The following is a 1334-nucleotide window of genomic DNA, read 5'->3' as shown; positions in this document are numbered from 1 at the left end:
GCCCGGGTGTGAGGCGATCTTCGAGAACAGCCGCAGCCTCACCGGGTCGGACAGCGCCTTGAACATCGCGGCCATCAGTACCGCGTCCTCGGCCGACAGCTCCGCCGAGGTGATCGGCGGGCAGCAGGGCACGGCCTTGGGCTCCAGGACCGCCGACTCCGAATTCGACATATGTCTATGTTGACATCTGTCGAACCCGAGTGGCAAGGTCGAGATCGCCAGAACATCGATATTCATCGAATCAGAGGGGCGGTTCATCTCCACCGACCGCTCACCTCGAAGGAGACCATCGCCATGCCCGAAGGCCACGACCTGCCAGTCCTCGTCATCGGCGCCGGCCCGATCGGCCTGGCCGCCGCCGCCCACATCACCGCACGCGGTCTGACCCCGCTGGTGCTCGAAGCGGGACCGTTGGCCGGCGCCGCGGTGCGCGAGTGGGGCCACGTGCGGCTGTTCTCCACCTGGGCCGAGCTCGTTGACCCCGCTGCTGAGAAGATCCTCGCCCCCACCGGCTGGACCCGCCCGGACGGTGCGACCTACCCGACCGGCGCCGACTGGGCCGAGCTGTACCTGCAGCCGCTCGCCGACGCCCTCGCTGACAAGGTCCGCTACGACAGCCAGGTGACCGGCGTCGCCCGCAGCGGCCGCGACCGCGTGGTCGACTCCGGCCGTGAGGACCAGCCCTTCACCGTCCACGTCACCACCGCCGACGGCCGTGAGGAGCGGATCACCGCTGCCGCGGTCATCGACGCCTCCGGCACCTGGTCCACCCCCAGCCCCCTCGGCGCCGACGGCCTCCCGGCGATCGGCGAGAAGACGCACGCCGCCCGCATCTCCTATCGCGTCCCCGACCTGAGGGACCCCGCCGTGCGCACCCGGTACGCGGGCAGGCGGACCGCCGTCGTCGGCTCCGGCGCCTCCGCCTTCACAGCCCTCGCCGTGCTCGCCGACCTCGCCGAGGAGGAGACCGGCACTCACGCGGTGTGGATCCTGCGTCGCGGCATCACCGGCTCGACCTTCGGCGGCGGCAGCGCCGACCAGCTCCCGGCGCGCGGTGCACTGGGACAGGCAGCCAAGGCCGCCGTCCAGAACGGGCACGCCAGTGCACTCACAGGCTTTCGGGCCGCCGGCGTCGAACAGGCCGGCGACAGACTCGCCCTCGTCTCCGAGGACGGCCACCGCGCCGAGGATCTGGACGAGGTCATCGTCCTGACGGGCCTGCGCCCGGACCTGTCCTTTCTGGGCGAGCTGCGGCTCCACCTGGACGACCGCCTCCAGGCCCCCGCGGCGCTCGCCCCGCTGATCGACCCCAACCAGCACTCCTGCGGCACCGT

At 71.7% G+C, this 1334-nt stretch carries 1 protein-coding gene and 1 pseudogene; one reads left to right on the top strand and one right to left on the bottom strand.

From position 1 onward, the window contains the following. Window positions 1-171: pseudogene (locus PUR61_RS02980) on the bottom strand (transcriptional regulator); the annotation flags it as partial. 123 nt (window positions 172-294) lie between these two features. On the opposite strand from PUR61_RS02980, the gene PUR61_RS02975 reads away from it, so the two are divergent. Further along, window positions 295-1334 (top strand): NAD(P)-binding domain-containing protein (locus PUR61_RS02975; protein ID WP_329875302.1); only part of this gene is annotated, 1040 nt, incomplete at its 3' end.

The sequence above is a fragment of the Streptomyces sp. BE20 genome, from assembly GCF_036322525.1.
Taxonomy (GTDB): domain Bacteria; phylum Actinomycetota; class Actinomycetes; order Streptomycetales; family Streptomycetaceae; genus Kitasatospora.
This window is presented reverse-complemented; position numbering and strand designations above follow the sequence as displayed.